This window comes from Nocardiopsis alba (assembly GCF_000710955.1).
Classification (GTDB): domain Bacteria; phylum Actinomycetota; class Actinomycetes; order Streptosporangiales; family Streptosporangiaceae; genus Nocardiopsis; species Nocardiopsis alba.
The window spans coordinates 165,913-182,692 of record NZ_BAZE01000004.1 but is presented as its reverse complement, the minus strand read 5'-3'; the positions used below and the strand labels follow the sequence as shown (position 1 = coordinate 182,692).

Annotated in this window: 14 protein-coding genes; 12 read left to right on the top strand and 2 right to left on the bottom strand. The window is 70.9% G+C overall.

Annotated features, from left to right (window positions below; translation table 11 throughout):
• Positions 1-17: 17 nt before the first annotated feature.
• The 12 genes from lepB to TR33_RS09545 all read left to right on the top strand — a co-directional run bounded on the left by lepB (position 18) and on the right by TR33_RS09545 (position 14,080).
• A complete protein-coding gene (gene lepB, locus TR33_RS09600) occupies positions 18-887 on the top strand; it encodes a signal peptidase I (protein ID WP_017535506.1) in 870 nt (289 codons plus the stop codon).
• A gap of 247 nt (positions 888-1,134) precedes the next feature.
• Complete coding sequence (locus tag TR33_RS09595) at positions 1,135-1,467, top strand: DUF2469 domain-containing protein (RefSeq protein ID WP_014908883.1); 333 nt, start codon at positions 1,135-1,137, stop codon at positions 1,465-1,467.
• A gap of 208 nt (positions 1,468-1,675) precedes the next feature.
• Positions 1,676-1,891, top strand: a complete 216-nt coding sequence (locus tag TR33_RS09590; RefSeq protein WP_017535507.1) for a hypothetical protein — start codon at positions 1,676-1,678, stop codon at positions 1,889-1,891.
• Positions 1,892-2,116: 225 nt separating this feature from the next.
• A complete protein-coding gene (locus TR33_RS09585) occupies positions 2,117-2,332 on the top strand; it encodes a hypothetical protein (RefSeq protein ID WP_017535508.1) in 216 nt (71 codons plus the stop codon).
• Between the two features lie 258 nt (positions 2,333-2,590).
• Entirely contained in the window at positions 2,591-2,803 is a 213-nt protein-coding gene (locus TR33_RS09580; protein WP_014909974.1) for a hypothetical protein, read from the top strand.
• 72 nt (positions 2,804-2,875) lie between these two features.
• Positions 2,876-4,684, top strand: coding sequence for an NAD(P)-dependent oxidoreductase (locus tag TR33_RS09575; protein WP_017535509.1), 1,809 nt, complete (start codon positions 2,876-2,878; stop codon positions 4,682-4,684).
• The gene (locus TR33_RS09570; RefSeq protein ID WP_017535510.1) at positions 4,681-6,552 is read left to right on the top strand and encodes a TOMM precursor leader peptide-binding protein; all 1,872 of its coding nucleotides are present in this window, start codon (positions 4,681-4,683) and stop codon (positions 6,550-6,552) included. Before TR33_RS09575 ends, TR33_RS09570 begins: the two co-directional genes overlap by 4 nt.
• Positions 6,549-8,207 (top strand): nitroreductase family protein, encoded by a 1,659-nt coding sequence (locus tag TR33_RS09565; RefSeq protein ID WP_017535511.1) that lies wholly within the window; start codon positions 6,549-6,551, stop codon positions 8,205-8,207. The genes TR33_RS09570 and TR33_RS09565 overlap by 4 nt, the downstream gene beginning before the upstream one ends.
• Complete coding sequence (locus tag TR33_RS09560) at positions 8,204-10,720, top strand: lantibiotic dehydratase (protein WP_017535512.1); 2,517 nt, start codon at positions 8,204-8,206, stop codon at positions 10,718-10,720. The genes TR33_RS09565 and TR33_RS09560 overlap by 4 nt, the downstream gene beginning before the upstream one ends.
• Entirely contained in the window at positions 10,717-11,640 is a 924-nt protein-coding gene (locus TR33_RS09555) for a thiopeptide-type bacteriocin biosynthesis protein (protein WP_017535513.1), read from the top strand. The genes TR33_RS09560 and TR33_RS09555 overlap by 4 nt, the downstream gene beginning before the upstream one ends.
• Positions 11,637-12,725, top strand: a complete 1,089-nt coding sequence (locus tag TR33_RS09550; RefSeq protein WP_017535514.1) for a thiopeptide maturation pyridine synthase — start codon at positions 11,637-11,639, stop codon at positions 12,723-12,725. The genes TR33_RS09555 and TR33_RS09550 overlap by 4 nt, the downstream gene beginning before the upstream one ends.
• Positions 12,722-14,080 carry a SagB/ThcOx family dehydrogenase gene (locus tag TR33_RS09545; RefSeq protein WP_014913393.1) on the top strand — a complete coding sequence of 453 codons (1,359 nt, stop codon included), beginning with the start codon at positions 12,722-12,724 and terminating at the stop codon, positions 14,078-14,080. Before TR33_RS09550 ends, TR33_RS09545 begins: the two co-directional genes overlap by 4 nt.
• A 57-nt stretch (positions 14,081-14,137) precedes the next feature.
• On the opposite strand, the gene TR33_RS09540 is transcribed toward TR33_RS09545, so the two are convergent.
• Positions 14,138-15,316, bottom strand: coding sequence for an iron-containing alcohol dehydrogenase (locus TR33_RS09540; RefSeq protein ID WP_017535515.1), 1,179 nt, complete (start codon positions 15,314-15,316; stop codon positions 14,138-14,140).
• A complete protein-coding gene (locus TR33_RS09535) occupies positions 15,313-16,650 on the bottom strand; it encodes an aminotransferase family protein (protein WP_234305806.1) in 1,338 nt (445 codons plus the stop codon). Before TR33_RS09535 ends, TR33_RS09540 begins: the two co-directional genes overlap by 4 nt.
• Positions 16,651-16,780: the final 130 nt, after the last annotated feature.

The window sequence follows — 16,780 nt, the reverse complement described above, 5'->3', positions numbered from 1 at the left end:
GGATAGGCTTTCGGCCGATGAGCAAAGACGAGAAGGGCCTCGGCGCGGACGGGGTCCAGGACGAGGATTCCGTCCGGTCCGGCCCGGAGGAGCATGGCTCCGACACTGGCTCCCAGGCGCATGAGCGCCTGGGAGCCAGTGGTGTCTCCGATGCCGGTGGCGAGGAGTCGGAGGAGAGGACGGACGCCACGATGAGCGATTCGCAGAGCAGTACCAAGAAGGGGTCCTTCTGGAAGGAACTCCCGATCCTGATCGTGATCGCCCTGGTGTTGGCGTTCGTGATCAGGACCTGGCTGATGCAGGCGTTCTACATCCCCTCCACGTCGATGGAGAACACGCTGCTCGTCGGGGACCGGGTGCTGGTCAACAAGGTCGTCTACCAGATCCGCGACATCGAGCGCGGTGAGGTCATCGTCTTCGACGGCGACGGGTCGTGGGACGACCCCAACACCGTCCAGGTGCCCGAGCCCACCAACCCGGTCAGCGGTGCCTTCACCTGGGTGCAGCAGCAGCTGGGCGCCGCGCCCACCGGCAAGGAGTACATCAAGCGGGTCATCGGCCTGCCCGGCGACACGGTCGAGTGCTGTGACGAGCAGAACCGGATCCTGGTCAACGGGCAGCCCCTGAACGAGGAGTCCTACCTCTACCCGGGCAGCGTGGAGAGCCACACCGAGTTCGGGCCGATCGAGGTGGGCGAGGGCGAGCTGTGGCTGATGGGCGACCATCGGGCCATCTCCAGCGACTCCCGTTCCAACCAGAACAACCCCGGCGGCGGTACCGTTCCGATCGACCACGTGGTGGGTCGGGCGTTCGTCATCATCTGGCCGTTCGGCCAGGCCGGAGGTCTGAGCGTTCCCCCCGCCTTCGAAGAGCTCGAATCCGAGTGATCCGCGGCCCCGTCGGGAGGCTTCGAGGTCTCCGTTCGGAGAGGACGTCCGATGCGTCGAGGAGAAATCCTCTCGTCGGGGCCCGAAGACGCGTTTCGTGACGCATGATGGATCTTGGATCGTATCGGCGTTCTTCGAACGAGTGGCCCGTGTCCCCGGCGGGAACAAGTCGGGTGATCGCGGTGTCTCCACGTGAGGGGAACCGGCACATCACGACCGGAGAGTGCTGACGAAAGCGAGCGCGCAGATGAGTTCTGAGGACCTGGAGAAGTACGAGGCCGAGATGGAGCTTCAGCTCTATCGCGAGTACCGCGACGTGGTCGGCCTCTTCGGTTACGTGGTGGAGACCGAGAGGCGCTTCTACCTCACCAACCACGTCGACCTCCAGCCCCGTTCCACCGAGAACGGCGAGATGTACTTCGAGGTCGTGATGGAGGACGCCTGGGTCTGGGACATGTACCGCCCGGCCCGCTTCGTCCGCAACGTGCGCGTGGTGACGTTCAAGGACGTCAACGTCGAGGAGATCACCAAGTCGGATCTGGAGATGCCCCCCACGGACGGGTCCGCCCCGGGTCGGTGAACCCGGATCCGCGACCGACCTTCCTCCGGTCGTGAACGCCCCGAGCGGTCCTCCGCGCGGGGCGTTCCCCTTGGGCAGGGGTCCTCCGGCCCCGTCTTCCTCCCGCGCAACCACGGTGTAGGTGCCGTGTAAGTCGATCCGGCGATGATGGCGACGCCCATATTCCCCCGACCCCTACGTGTTCGCACGAGGGAGGGAAGAGGTTCTCATGTCGATCGAGACCCACCTGTCCAACAGTCTCGGAGATCTGCCGGTCGAGGAGTTCAGCACCACCGACGAGGGTGTCCTCGGCTTCGGTGCCAACCAGCCCGGTGGTATCGAGTCGCTCGGTTCCACGCTGGCCATGATGGAGATCGGCGCCTCCGGTAGCGGCGGTGGCTGCTGCAGCTGCTGCAGCTGCTGCCCGTGCTGCTGCTGCTCCTGACCCGGTGATCCGATCGACAGGGGAGCCGGGTCTCCTCGGCCGCCGTCGTTCGTCGTCGCCCGCGCCCTCCGAAACGCGATCACCGTTCGCGTTCGGGTCGTCACCCCCGGCTCCGCCAGGAGAGCAACCGGATGGTAGGCGGTGTGTAACCGGCTCCGGCGATGATGGCCACGCCCATGTTCCCCGATCCCCACGTGTCGTCCACGTGGGAGGGAAGAGGTTCTCATGTCGATCGAGACCGGCCCCCTCTCCGGCAGTCTCGGAGATCTGCCGGTGGAGGAGTTCAGCACCAGTAGCGAGGGCGTCGTCGGCTTCGGTGTCAACCAGCCCGGTGGTATCGAGTCGCTCGGTTCCACGCTGGCCATGATGGAGATCGGCGCCTCGGGCGGCGGCGAGTGCTGTAGCTGCTGTAGCTGCTGCCCGTGCTGCTGCTGCAGCTAGAACGGCGCCTTCGAGGCCTCTCGCGGGTCTCGGCGGTGCGGTCGGCGGGTCGGTCGGGTGTGAGCCCGGTCGGCCCGCCGACGTCGTCTTTCGACCCCCTCCTCGGAACGTTGTCCGCGAGGTCGGGAGGAATTCGAAGAAGGCGCTCACAAGGTGCAAGTGCCCTGTAGGTGGGGTGTAAGTGACTCCGGCGATGATGGCGACACCCATGTTTCCCCGGTTCCGACGTGCAACGCACGTGGGAGGGAAGAGGTTCTCATGTCGATCGAGACCCACCTGTCCAACAGTCTCGGAGATCTGCCGGTCGAGGAGTTCAGCACCACCGACGAGGGTGTCCTCGGGTTCGGCGCCAACCAGCCCGGTGGTATCGAGTCGCTCGGTTCCACGCTGGCCATGATGGAGATCGGCGCCTCGGGCGGGGGAGGTTGCTGCAGCTGCTGTAGCTGCTGCCCGTGCTGCTGCTGCAGCTGACCCGGCGTGAGGGCTCCGGAGCGGCGGACACGTTCCGGAGCCCATCTGACAAGAGTGAGGGAGAGGGCTCGGATGCGACCGAAGCTTCGGCCGGATGTCTACTACGTACCAACGCGAGACGGGGCCTTCATCATCGACAGCGCGCGGTCGGTGACGCTGCGCGGAGGGTCGATCTACGACTGGGTGGAACGGCTCGCTCCGAGCCTGGACGGGACCGCGACGCTCGACGAACTGACCTCGGGGTTGCGGCCGGCCCACCGGAAGATGGTCGGGGACCTGGTCTCGTTGCTGGAGAGCAACGGTTTCGTGCGCGACGTCGGTGACGACCGGCCGCACGGTCTGACCGACGAGGAGCTGGAGCGCTACCAGGCGGAGATCGCCTATGTCGACTTCCGTTGCGACTCGGGGCCGGCCCGCTTCGAACGCTGGCGCGGTACCCGCCTGGTGATCGTCGGAAGCGCGCCGCTCGCCGACGCCGCCGCGCGCGCCGCCTGGGAGCTGGGCTGCCGCCGGGTCGAGGTCGTCGACCCGTCCGACGACGCCGAGGCCCGCTCCGGCCGGGCCGACGACGTGCGGGCGTTGCGTGAGGAGGACTCCGAGCGAGAACTGGTGGAGACCCCCGCCTCCGAACTCTCCTCCGCCGTCGCCGCCGCCGACTTCGTGGTCGCGTTGACCGAGGATCCGGAGCTGATCGACACGGTGGCCGAGGCCTGCACGGCGCCTCTGCTCCCCGTCCTCGTCTCCGAGGACGTGGCGTGGGTGGGTCCGAACCCGGGCGGTTCGTCGACCTGGGCCGACGCGAAGGCCCGCTGGACCGACACCGGTGTCCTGCCGGTCGGCCCCTCGGCCTGGATGATCGGCCCCGCCACGGGTGTCCCCGCCAACACGGCCCTTTTCGCGGCGTTCCGCCTGGTGACCGGGGCCTACCCGGAGCCCGTGGCCGACGAGCTCGAACGCATCGACCTGGAGACCCTGGAGTCGGAGACCTCGCGTGTGCTGCCGGTCGGCCGCGTCGCGAAGACGGATCCGATGGAGTGGCCCGCCTCGATCGAGAGCGAGGCCTTCTCCCTGGCCGCGGCCCCCCTGTTCGACCGGTTCACCGGCCCGCTGTTGGAGATCGAGGAGCACCATACCCAGCTTCCGTTGCGCGTGGCGGTCGCGAGCCTGGCGCGGGACGGTGAGGTCTCCCAGGCGCTCGGTGTCGCCGACTCCCTCATCGACGCGCGGCACGACGCCACGTTGGCCGCCCTCGGCCGCCTGGCCGCCTCCCACCCCTCCCGGGGACCGGCCCTGGACATCCTCGGCGGTGAGACGGGATCGAACGTCGAACCGGTGGGGATCAAAGCCCCTCGCGTCCCCGGGATCGGGGCCGCCCTGGACCGGGAGAGCGCTCTGACCGCCGCGGTACTGGACCTCGCCGCGGAGCGGGCGGTCCCCGAGCCGTCGAGCGCGCCGACGATCGACCTGGAGGGCGTCCCCGAGGCGCTCGGCGAGCAGGTGCGTCGACTGGAATCGCTCACGCGGGAGACGGTGCGGGCGTTCCGGCTCGACGCCGAACTTCCCACGGTGCTGGTCGTCGCCGGAGAGGAACCGCTGGCCCGTGCCTGCGGCCTCGACACGGCGGGTGCGCTGGCCACGGCCCTGGAACGGGCCACCCTCGTCGCGCAGTGCGGCCATGACCCGATCACGATGCCCCCGATGCCGGAGACCGTCCCCGAACCGGAGGGCTCGACGGACACGTCGACCGGACCCGTGCTCACGACCGAGGACGCGGTGAAGCTGCTGGCCTCCCGAGGAACGCGACTCGGGGTCGTCGAGCTCGACGGCGAGCCGATCCTGCGCACGGCCACGCCGTACCTGATCAGGGTGGTGGAACTGTGACCGGAACACAGCTCGAAGGGCCGACCGTGATCGGCGCCGGAATCCTGGCCGAGGCGATGCGCGCGACCGTGCCGCCGGAGTACACCGTGGTGGTCGGGGAGGCCGGCGAACTGCCGGAGATCCCCGAGACCGACGGGCCGGTACTGCCGGTGCTCGCACGCCGCGACCGACTGTTCATCGGCCCGGTGATCCGTCCGGGACGTCCGGGCTGCCCGGACTGCCTCGAGTCGCGGCTGGTCCTGGCCCGGGAGTTCCCCGAGCCCATGGCGGAGATCGACGAACGGTACCCGGATCTTCTCCGGACCTGGCGGCCGCCGGCGCTGACCTCCGCGCACGCCGGCGTCGCCGCCGACCTCGCCGTCAAGTTGGTCGAACTGGACCGGTCGGCCGAGGACGTGCTGCCGGTGATGGTGGTGCGGCTGATCGGTATCGGGGCCCGCCGGGCCCGGCTCCTCCCGGACCCGATGTGCGCGACGTGCGGTTCCCTCACCGACGACAACCCCGAGGACACCGAGACACTGCGGCCGACCGAGTCCGTGGCGCACTCTCCGGGCTCGCTGCGGACCAGGTCCCTGGTCGACGACGACTCGTTCCTGCCCACCTACGTCGACCGCGACATGGGTCTGGTACGCACCCTGTTCAAGTACGGGCGCGGGGTGTTCCCGAACATGTCCGCCCCGCTCGGCCTGCGCAACTCGACCGACGTCGAACAGGGCATCGGACGCACCCCGTCCTACCGGGAGTCGGGGACCGCCGCGGTCGCCGAGGCGGTCGAACGCTGGGGCGGGATGAGCGCCTCCGGGCACCGCAGCGTGGTGAAGGGGACCTTCGCGGACCTTCCCGAGGCGATCGACCTGCGGCGTCTGGGGCTCCACGACGAGCACCGTTACGACGAGCCCGGCTTCCCGTGCCGGAGGTGGACCGAGGAGTCCGAGGTCGACTGGGTGTGGGCGAGGTCCCTCACCAAGGACGCCCCGGTCCTGGTCCCGGAGACCTACGCCTACTACCGCACCAGGCTGGTGCGCCCGAACCTGCCCCGCTACCTCTATGAGGTGTCGAACGGCTGCGCGGTCGGCGGCTCGATGCCGGAGGCGATCCTGCACGGGCTGATGGAGGTCATCGAACGGGACGCGTTCCTGATGACCTGGTACTCGCGCAGATCCCCGGCCAAACTCGACCTGAGCACCGCGAAGACCTCCACGATGCCGCTCCTGCTGGAGCGGATCGAGAGGCAGACCGGCTACACCGTGCACGCCTGGGACACCACCACCGAACACGGCATCCCCAGCGTCTGGATCGGTGTCGTCGACGAGGGCGAGCGCGAGGGGCGGGCCCGGTTCCTGTGCGCCTCCGCCTCCCACTTCGACATGGAGTCGGCCGTGAGCGCGGGTCTGCTCGAACTCGCCCCGATCATCGCCCAGCACGAGGACGAGGACGAGGAGACACAGGAGTACGCCCGACGGATGGTCGAGGACAGCGAGCTGTGCACGTCGATGCTGCACCACAGCCAGCTGTACGGCCGCCCGGAGGCGCAGGACCGGCTCGCCTTCCTCTATGAGGGCTCCGAGCGGGGACTGTCCGAACCGCACCCGGCGCTGACCACGGGTGAACCGACCGACCTGAGGGCGCTCCTCCAGAGCACGGTCGACCTGTTGGCGGAGCACGGGCTCGAAGTGATCGTCGTCGACCAGACGACGCCCGAGCACAGGGCGGGCGGACTGTCCTGCGTGAAGGTGATCGTGCCGGGGATGCTGCCGATGACCTTCGGGCACAGGTTCCGGCGGGTCCGCGGGCTCGACCGCGCCTACAAGGCGGCGGCCGCGGCCGGCTACGACGACGTCAACCCCGACCCGCACCCGTTCCCATGACCGATACCGACCCGAACACGGCGACACCCGGGTCGGCGGCCGAGGACGCGGCTCTGGTGCGGAAGTACCTGTACGACGTGCACTACCGATGGCAGGAGATCCACGCGGAGGGGCAGGGCGGGCTCGACGATCCGGACCGCCCCCCGCTGTTCACCCGCCCGGCCGTGCCGCGACGCAGGTACGCGCTTCCCGCCAGGCCGCGTCACCGACTGGGGCCGCTCGGGGCCGCGCTGCGCGACGAATACGAGCCCTCCGGGGCGACCCGACCCGCGTCGGGCGCCCCGGGCGGGCCGGACCCGGAACGGCTGAGCGCCCTGCTGTTCTACGGGTACGGCTTCTCCCGCATGGACGCCGGACCTCAGGTGGAGTGGCCGTGGCACCGGACGGTGGCCTCCGCGCGCTGCTTCTACCCGGTCGAACTCGCCTTGTGGTCGGCGGACGCCCCCGAGGGGGTCCACCGTTACGATCCGGCCCATCACGAGCTCTCCGAACTGCGCGACGACGTCGGGGCGAAGGAGTTGGCGGCGGCCGCCGCCGCGGACTTCGACGGCGCGAGGAACGTCCTCGTCGTCACCGCGCGACTCGGGAAGACGGCCTTTCGCTACCGGAACTACTCCTACCGTCTGGCGGCCCAGGAGGCCGGTCTGGTCGCCGGCAACCTGCTGGTCGTCGCCTCGGCCCTGGGAATGCGCGGTCAGATGCGGACGCGTTTCCTCGACGAGGAGGTCGCCCGACTGCTGGCCCTTCCCGACGACGACTCCGAGTCGGTCCTGGCGGTACTTCCGCTGTGGGACGCCTTCGAGGCCCCGAAGGAGCCCGGGTACCGTCCGGCTCCGGTCCCGTCACCGCCGCCGGAGCGGATCGTGGTCCCGGTCGCGGGCGGTTCCGGGATCGACCCGGTGCTGAGCGCGCGGATGCTGGCGGTCGAACGCGCCTCGTGGCTGCGGGACCCGGAGGAGCTGGCCCCGGTCCGGCCGGACGCGCGCGTCCGGCCGGGGAAGCCGGAGCCCGCGGAGGCGACCGCGTTCGACGTGCCGTTGGCGCCCGTACGCGGTGAGAGCGCCATGGACACGGCCACGGCCGTGGTCCGTCGTGACTCCGGGCCCGACGTCTTCCTTCCGACGGCGGAGCCGCTGCCGTTGGGGACCGTCTCCGACCTCCTGCTCGACGCGGTCCGGCCGCTCGGAGACGACCTGTGGCACGAGACCGCGCCGCCCGAGGTCGGGGTCCACGCCCTCGTCGGCGCCGTGGACGATCTGCCGCGGGGGCACTACCGGCTCGTGGACGGGGCGCTGCGGCCGGTGGGGAGGGATGACCTGCGGTCCCGTCTACAGGCGATGAACGTCTGGCGGACGGAGATCAACGCGCGTACCTCCCCGTTGCTGGTCGCGGTCACCGCGTACACGGAAGGGCTGCTGGAGCACCACCCCGGACGAGCGTTCCGCGCCACGCAGTTGTCGACCGGTGTGGTCACGCAGCGGATCTCGTTGGCCGCGGCGGCCCATGGACTGTCCGCCCGTGTCACCAACAGCTACGACGCCGAGGAGTTCGCCTCCTTGTTGGGGCTCGACGGTGAACGGGAGATCCCGGTGTTCCTACTGGTGCTGGGGCGCCCCAACGCGCCCTGGCATCTGGCGACGAGGTTGAGACCATGACGGTGGTACGTGTCGCGGGGCTGCCCGGTGAGAGCGCCCGGGTCGGGCGGCTGCCCGAGACCGTGCGCCGCCTCCGCGACCTTCGGGAGCTGCGGCGCGGGATGCGCGACCGCGGCGATCGGGCGGCGGACCTGCTCTATCCGGCGATCGGCGGCTGTGAGGACCGTGATGTCCGACGGGCTCTCCTGGCCTGCCGTCGGGCGGTGCACAACGGTCGGGCGCCCCTGCCGTTGTCGGAGGGCGCGCTCGCCCGACTGACGGAGGAGGGGCGAGAGCTCCTCGATCGGCTGCGCTCCGACCACGAGAGGTGGGAACGCGACCTGACGCGGGCGAAGGAGGCGTTCCGGACCGAGAGGACGGAGGCCTCGCACCGTCTCGCCGCGCTGGTGCGGGACGAGGACTTCCTACGAGCCCTGGCGATGGCCAGCGACGCGCTGTTCCCGGACGTGGAGGCGTGGCTCGCCGGACCTCCGGACGCCGCCGAGCACCTCAATACCCGGCGGCGGGTCCTCTCGTACGTCCTGCGCACCGCGCTGAAGACCAGCCCCTTCTCCACCCTGACCACGGCGGGCCTCATCGGCGGGACCGTCGATGGAGAAAGCGCGGAGGTGTCGTCCCTCGGATCCGGGCTCCCCGCGCCGGACCGGTTGTCACGGCATCTGGAACTCAACGCCGAGATCGAGTCCCGGCTGGAACGTCTGCTGGTGGCCGCGCACGGGCCGAGGATCCTGCGCGCCAACCCGACGCTGACCGTCTCCGGAGAACGGCTCCTCGTCGTGCACCCGGACGGTCGCTTCCTCGGGGTCCCCGCCCTGCCCTGGGTGCTCCGTCTCGTCGAGAGGGCGGGCCGAGGCGCCGCACCGACCGAACTCGTCGAGCTGCTCACCGGGGAGTTCGGAGCGGGCGAGGAGGAGGCCTCGACGTCTCTGGACCGGTTGGTCACGGCCGGTGTGCTCCAAGCCGACCTCGACGTGCCCGACCAGATCTCGGATCGTCCGTCCGCCATCGCCGACCGGTTGGAGTCGCCCGCCGGAGACCCGGTTCGGAGACTCGCCGAGGCGGTGCGCGACGTCGAGAAGGCCGACGAACCCACGGGCCGGTGGATGTCCCTGGGGCTCCTGCGTTCGGCCACGGAACGGGCTCTGTCGGCGGCGGGCGGGGACGCGACACTGATCCCCGGCAAGTACCTCTGCTACGAGGACGCCGTTCCGGACTGGAACACCCCGCCCCGGGCGCCGGACCTGAAGGGGATGGAGGAGGACCTGCACCGCGTCCGCCGGTTGGTGGCGGTGTTCGACGGCGCCCTTCCGGGCCGGCTGGCCATGGCCGACCTGATCGAACGCCGGTTCGGCGCGGGCACCCCGGTCGGACCGGTGGAGGCCTGGATGGCCTGGGGCGAGGCGGTCGCCTCCCCGGGCGGCACCATGGCCGCGGGCGGGGGCGGCGGAGAGCTTCGAGAGTTGCGTGAGAACCCCTTCCACCTGGGGGAGACCGGGCTGCCTCGCGTGGAGGAACTGCGTCGAATCCAGGCCGGCCTGCTCGACGTGCTCTTCCCCGAGGACCACGACGGCGACACCGTCCACGCCGACACCGAGGCCCTCGACCGGTCGCTCTCCGACCTGCCCCCGTGGCTGCCCCACGACCACCCCACCACGCTCTTCCTCCAACCCCTGCCCGACGGCACCGTGGTCTTCAACGCGGCCGCCCCGGGGCACGGGGCCTCGGCGGCCCGGGTGAGCCGCAGGGTGGGTCGTCCGGCGCGGGAGGAGACGTGGGAGGGTCCGCTGCGGGTCGAGGTGATGGGGCTGTTCCGCTCCTCCCTCAACCGGGTGGCCCCCTTGGCCTCACACGAGCTGGAGTGGCCGGGCTGCGTCCCCACACTGCCTCCGGAACGGCGGGTGCGCCCCGCCGACCTCGAGATCCGCGTGAACCCGGACAGCGGGCTCCCGACACTGTGGTGGCGGGTCGAGGACCGGCCGGTACGGCTGATCCACCGGGGCACCATGGCCCGCTGCTGGCTTCCGCCGGCGCTGCGGTTCCTGTTGGACCTGACGACGCCGCTGTCGGAGGCCTGGGCCCTGGTCGGACGGTCCAGGGAGCTGTACGTGGACCCGAAGCCCTCCGAGATCTCGATCCTGCCTCGACTGCGGGTGGGTCGGGTCCTCTTGGAGCGTCGGACCTGGATCGTGCCGTGTCGGGAGTTCGACGGAGCCGGAGGCGACGATTTCGACCGGTTCTTCGAGGTACGGGAACGGGCCGAGGAACTCGGACTGCCGGAGGTGGTCTTCGCCCGGGCCGCCGACCCGGGCGGGTCGGCGGAGGAGCAGGTCATGGCCAAGGCCAAGGACCGTAAGCCGCGCCCGTTGGACCTGTGCTCGTGGTGGGGCGTGGAGGAGCTGTCACGGATGTCCAAGGGGCGGGAGACGTTGGTGTTCCAAGAGGCGGCGCCCGCCGTGTTCGGTCCCGACCGGGTGGCGGAGTACGCCGTCGAGCTGCCGGGGGACCGCCCATGAGCTGGCTGACCGCGTACTGCTACTACCACCGGGACCCGTCCGTGGTGGTCACCGAGGTGGTCGCCCCCACCGTGGAGGCGTTGGGGGATCGGTCGCCGCGCTGGTTCTTCCTCCGCTACTGGACCGGTGGGCCGCACGTCCGTCTCCGTCTGTGGCTGCCCGACCCCGACGACCACGCCCGGGCCCGCGAGGAGGTCCGGAACCGCTTCGCGACGCTGGTCGAACGGAACCCCTCACAGGTGGCCGCGGACCCGGCCGACTACGCCAGGCTGGCCGAACTGATCGGCACCTCGGGGGACGAGGGCGGTGGTGAACTGCTCCCGGACAACACCCTGACCTGGGAGACGTACCGTCCGGAGACCGGCATGTACGGCGGTCCCGAGGCGATGGAGCATGTGGAGGACTTCTTCACCGCGTCGAGCCTGGACGCCCTGGACTACGTGGGGACCCCGACCGACCCCACCGCCCGCGCGGTGTGGTGCATGGCGCGGGGGCTGGCCACGCTCGGCGACGCCGAGTGGGCGGGACGGTTCGTCGATCACATGGTCCGTCGGTGGATGGGGGAGCGGATCGGACCCCATTGGCAGGCCCTCGTCGAGCAGGCCTGGCAGCGGTCGGGCGACCAGGTCCGACGGCTCGTCCACCACGCGATGGCCACGTCGGAGACCGGTGGAGAGGATCGGTGGTCGACCGCCTGCCGACACCTCCAAGAGCGGCTCGCCGACCTCGAGGAACGGGGAGGGCTCCACCCGCCCGAGGACATCGTGCCCTACGACATCGAACGGCTCGATCGGGGGATGGTGACGCTCTCCGCGTTGCACATGCACAACAACCGACTCGGCGTCCACATGGAACGAGAGGCACTCTTGATGGAACTCCTCAGGCTGGCCCTGGCCGACCCCGTATCGGTGTCGCCATGACGGCCGCCCGACGACTCCGGGTCGCCTATCACGATCCGGACCCCGCCCCCCTGCTGCGGGCCGGGGTCCGGCCACTGCTGGCCGAGCTCGCCGAGGCCGGTCTGCCCGCGTTCTGGGCACGCCACTGGCGACGAGGACCGCACCTGCGGATCGTGGTGGAGGCCGACGAACCCACCTGGGAACGGATCGTGCGACCGGCCGCCGACCGTCATCTGAGGCCGGCCCTGGCGGCCCACCCGTCGACCACGATCCTTGACCCCGACGCGCTGCGCGAACCCCACCGCCTCCTGGCCGCCCGAGAGCGGGAGCACGGACCCTTGGAGCCGCTCCAGCCGGACAACACCGTCGAGGAGGAGGCGCACGACCCCCGACTGCACGTCCTCGGCACCCCCGACGCGGTGGCCCTGTTCGAGGGGTTCTCCCAGAGGACCGCGGAGGCGGCGCTGACCGTCTCCGTCGGAGAGGGGCCCGCGCTCAGCTCCCACGTCGTGGACCTGATGCTGGTGATCGCCGGACGGGTGGGGGGCTACATCGAGCGCGGTTTCGTCTCCTACCGCTCGCACGCCGAGGCCCACATCATGGGCGCTCCGGACCCGGCCGCGGTCCGCGCCCTGTTCGACGAACGCTCCGAGCGTCTGCGTGCGCCGCTGGTGCGTCGGGTGGAGGCGCACGCGGACGAGACCTCGCCGCCGCGGCTGGACGAGGTGACCGAGCTCGTCGGTCGCGAACTGGTGCGCTCCGCCGAGGAGGCCGGCCCCCTGCTCGCCGACGGCCGTCTGGACCTCGACGTCCCGGCCGGTCCGGGCGAGGGCGTCACCGGGGAACAGACCCGGCACAGCGCCTTCCACCGGACTCTGCGCGACTCCGGAGACTTCGAGCGCACGCTTCGCGAGGCTTCGTGGTTCCTCCGCTATCGGGTGGCGCTGAACCTGTTGTACCTGCACCTGGCGCGGATCGGCGTCCGCCCGGTGGACCGATTCCTGTACTGCCACGTGGTCGCCGACGCGGTGGAACAGGCCCGAGGGGTCGACGCCGTGGCGATGGTGGCCGCCGGCGCGACGGATCTAGTGGGAGGGCAGTCATGAGCACGGCCGAGGACATGATCGCGACCGACACGAATCGGGAGATCGTGGCGGCCTACCTGGCCGACCGGGAACTGCCGAAGGTGTCGGGGGCCTACCAGCTCTACCCGACGCGGGCGGGCCGTCCAGGGATCGCCGAACATCCGCTGCCCCGGCCCGTCCGGGACCCCGAAGGTCCGGTCGACCGGATCTCCCGCATGCTCGCCACCGGCAACGGTCTGGCCCGACACCGTTTCCTGACCGTCTCGGGGGCCCGGGCGTTCCTTCCCACCGGGGCGCCCGGATGGGGGTTCGACGAGCAGCACGTGATGACCACCCTGCTCCGGCTGGTCGCCAGCGGGGGAGCGGCCTACCCGGTCGACCTGTGGCTGCTCTCGGGAGGAGGGTCGGGGCTGCCGACCGGGGCCCATCGCTACAACCCCGTCCACCACGCCCTCACCCAGGTCACCTCCGAGGACCCGAGACCGCGTCTGGCCCGCGCCCTGGGCGGCCCGGTCACCGACCTGACGATCGTGCTGACGACCCGCCTGGAACGCACCACCGGACGCTACGGCAGGTTCGCTCATCGGCTCCACCTGCTCGACACCGGCCACACCCTGGCCCAGCTCCTGGTCGCCGGTCGGACCCTCGGATGGGAGTGCTCCCCGCGTCTGGCGTTCGTCGACGACGAGATCGAGCACCTCCTGGAGCTGGGGGAGGAGACCGAGACCGCCTTCGCCGTCGTCACCGTCGGCCCCTCTCAGGAGGTGGCGCCGGCGAGCGAACCCGCCCCGGTTCGGGTGCCGACGGTCCCCGACCGCTACCCGCAGGACGTCCTGTGCGCGGTCCGACGGACCGAGCCGGGCGAGGAACTGGCCTTCGGCGAGATCACCATGCCCGGCGACCCCGCGCGGGCGATGCTGCGCCGCCGTAGCCCGGTCGGCGGGTTCGTGGCCCCGGCCCCGTCCCCGGAGACGCTGGAACCGGTGGCCGAGGCGGTCGACGCGGTGCTGGCGCCGTTGGGAGGACGCTGCCTGTTGGCCCCGCCCAAGGATCCGAGGGTGGCCACCCGGGTGGGGGCTCCCGGACACCGGCTCAACCTGTCGTTGGCCGGGGTGGTGGTGCCGGTCCTGGACCTGCCCGCGCTGGTACGGGAACACGGGGCCGCGGCCTTCCGGGTCGGCGCGGTCGCCATCGGCGCGTCGTTGCAGGCGGGCGCCCTGGTCGCGGCCGACCGGGGCCTGGGCACCTTCCCGCTCTGCGCCTACGACGGTCCGGGTATAGAGGAGGCGTTGGACCTGCCGGCCTCCTCGACGATGTGCGTGGCCCCGATCGGGGTGGCCGCCCACGTCGGCGCGGGCCTGGAGGTGCCGCTGTAGGAATCGCGAAGGCCCGGCCGGACGAGAGGTCCGGCCGGGCCTTCGACGTTCGTCGTATCAGGCTCCCCGGAAGAGGGCGGCGACCTGTGCCCGGGTGCGCGGCCGCAGCGGCTCCGACCAGGCCCGCCACGTCCGTTCGGTCAGTTCGTCGGCGTCGAGGTCCAGGTCGAGCTCCTCGATGTCGGTCGGGAAGCCCCAACCGCGCAACAGTTCCACCAGGGCGTCGGCGACCTCGGTCGGGGTCGGCGACCCCACGAGGCCCAGCGCACGACCGCCCAGGTCGGCCAGCCTCCCCGCGTCCCCGGCGAGCTTGTCGCCGTCCACGACCAGTCGCGCCCAACGGGTCAACAGGACCCCCAGGGCCGGACCCTTGCGCAGACCCAGCGCCGTCAGGGTGTTGATCGGATACCAGACCCAGAACGAGTGCATGTGGCGTCCGATCTGGTGCACCGTGAAGGTGCTGACGGAGGCGGCCAACGCGATCGTTCCGCGCGCCTCCAGATCGTCGCCGTCCGCGACGGCCCGCTCCGCCGCGGGGAGCACGGCCCTGATCTGGCCGATCGCCACCTCGTCCGTCAGGGGCGAGACGGGCGGGTCCGAGACCATCGGCACCAGGAGCCGAGCGAGGGTCTCGACCGCCCCTTCGGCGGTCAACGCGGGCGGCAGAGAGGTGTGCAGCGTCGGGTCGACCACCGCCACCCGGGGGAAGAGCGACCAGTGGACCAGGAACCGGCGATCGGGGCCGTCGGCCAGACTGGCCTTGGCGTTGACCTCGCTGCCGGTCGCCGCGGTGGTCGGCACCGCCACCACCGGCAGACCGGGGCGGGGCGCGGGTTCGGGGAGGACGAACCCGCCGCCGGGCTCCCAACCGGTGAGCAGCCTCGGCAGCATGACGGCCGCGGCCGCCGCCTTGGCCAGGTCCAGCACGGTTCCGCCGCCGATGGCGCAGACCGCGCGGACGCCGGCCTCGCGCAGGCGGCCCGAGAGGAGTTCGGCCTCCCCGCGGGTCGGTGTGGTGGCGGCGCGACGGACGAGCACCTCGGGGGAGAGACGCTCCACCAGTGCCGCGAGCGCGGGCACGGCCTCCAGCGCGTGCTCGTCCACGACGACCGCCAAGGGGCGGCCGATCCGTTCGATCTCCAAGGGCACGTCGTTCACCCGGCCCGCGCCGAAGACGACACGGGTGGGGACCCACCAGTGGGGGTTGGGGTCGGCTCCGCCGTCGGTCGTGGTCATCGTGTCCGCACCGCCCTCAACGCCTGGCCCAATCGGGTCGCGATCTCGTCCACCTCGTCGTCGGTGACGGTCAGAGGTGGGAACAACAGAAGGGAACGCCGGCTCGGATGCACCAGGAGGCCGTTCCGCTGACACAGGTGGGCGATCATGCCGACGTCCATCGGTGAGAGCGGCGCCCGGCTCTCCGAGTCCCGCACCAGCTCCACGGCCAGCGCCAGACCCTCGCCGCGGACCTCCCCGACGATCTCCAGGTCGAGCAGGGAGTCGAGGTGTCGTCGCAAGCGGGCCCCGGCCTCGGCGGACCGCTCCACCAGCCTCTCCCGTTCCATGACCTCCAACGTGGCCAGGGCGGCGGCGCAGGCGGCCGGGTTGCCGGACTGGGTCTCCCCGTGCGACAGGTAGGCGCCCGCCTCCTCGTAGGCCCGATAGACCTCCGACGGGAAGAGGGTGGCGGCGAGCGGGAGGTAGCCGCCGGTGATCCCCTTCGACATGGTGACCACGTCGGGACGGATCCCGGTGCGTTCGATCGCGAACATCGAACCGGTCCGCCCGAAGCCGGTCGCGACCTCGTCGACGATCAGATGGGCCCCCATGCGGGCGGTGGCCTCGGCCACCTCCTTCAGGAACCCCTCCGGAGGCATGAGAACCCCGCCGGAGCAGAGGATCGGTTCGACGATGACCGCGGCGACCCGGTCGCCCTCGGTACGTTCCAGCTCGGCGAGGGCCTCGCGACAGGTCCGTTCGTCGGGGCCCAGCCCCCGTTCGGCGGCGAAGGTCTCGGGGAACGGCAGCTTCCGATGCCACCGCCGATCGACCCCGTAGGCCTCTTGGTCGACGTCCTCACCGGTGAGAGCCATGGAACCGATTCCGGTGCCATGCCAGGAATGGGTGTCGAAGGACACGACCAAACGCCGTTCGGTTTCTCCGATGATGCTCCGATAGCGGCGCAGGATTTTGACCGCGGCCTCGTTGGCGGCCGACCCCGAGGTGGAGAAGTACACCCGTTCGAAGTGACCGGGGGCGATCGTCAGCAGCCGTCCGGCGAGCTCGCGCGCGACATCGTGGTCGAATCGGAAAAGGGTCCCGTAGGACAGGCGTCGCAACTGGTCGGTGATGGCGTCGATGATCACCGGGTGGTTCCAGCCGCAGATGACGTTCCACAGGCCGGCGGTCGCGGACAGATAGCTCCGCCCCTCCGAGTCGCTCACCCGGACCCCGTCACCGGAGACGAAGGTGGTCCCGCCCCGTTCGAACATGCCCATCGAGGTCATCGGCAGCCACAACGGCGATGGCGCCGACCCCGTGGAAACGGTGGGCCGGTCGGTAGCGTTCATCTCGCCCTCTTCCCCATCACTGCGTGCCGGCGCTCGTCCGATCATGATGGGTGCCACTTACATCCTGATTACTTCTCGGTTGCGCGAGATCTTTCGATGGATCCACCTTCGGATGAACCTTGAACGTCTC